Below are 219 nucleotides of genomic sequence, written 5' to 3'. Positions count from 1 at the left end.
GGAGAAGACGTTTCATGTTGGCAAGGTGGTAATAGCCTATCCAACCTCTTATATATTCCTTAAGTTTTTGCTTTCTACGTTCATAACCCATTCCATTGCTACGACCTGTTAGCTCTTTCAAGCGGAGCTTCATCTTGACTTTAGATTTGGAGTGTACGCATAATTCAAATTTACCTTTGGAGTTATAAAAGGAATAACCTAAGTATTTTACACCTTTGA

1 protein-coding gene is annotated in these 219 nt (G+C 37.0%); it reads right to left on the bottom strand.

Annotated features, from left to right (window positions below):
• Positions 1 to 219, bottom strand: a 219-nt coding sequence (locus H6A61_RS15790) for a group II intron maturase-specific domain-containing protein (protein ID WP_275951565.1), incomplete at both ends; no start/stop codon positions are given.

Source organism: Bacteroides caecigallinarum, assembly GCF_016901995.1.
Classification (GTDB): Bacteria; Bacteroidota; Bacteroidia; order Bacteroidales; family Bacteroidaceae; genus Phocaeicola; species Phocaeicola cellulolyticus.
Note: the sequence above shows the minus strand (reverse complement) of the source record. Positions and strands in the feature narration are given on the sequence as shown.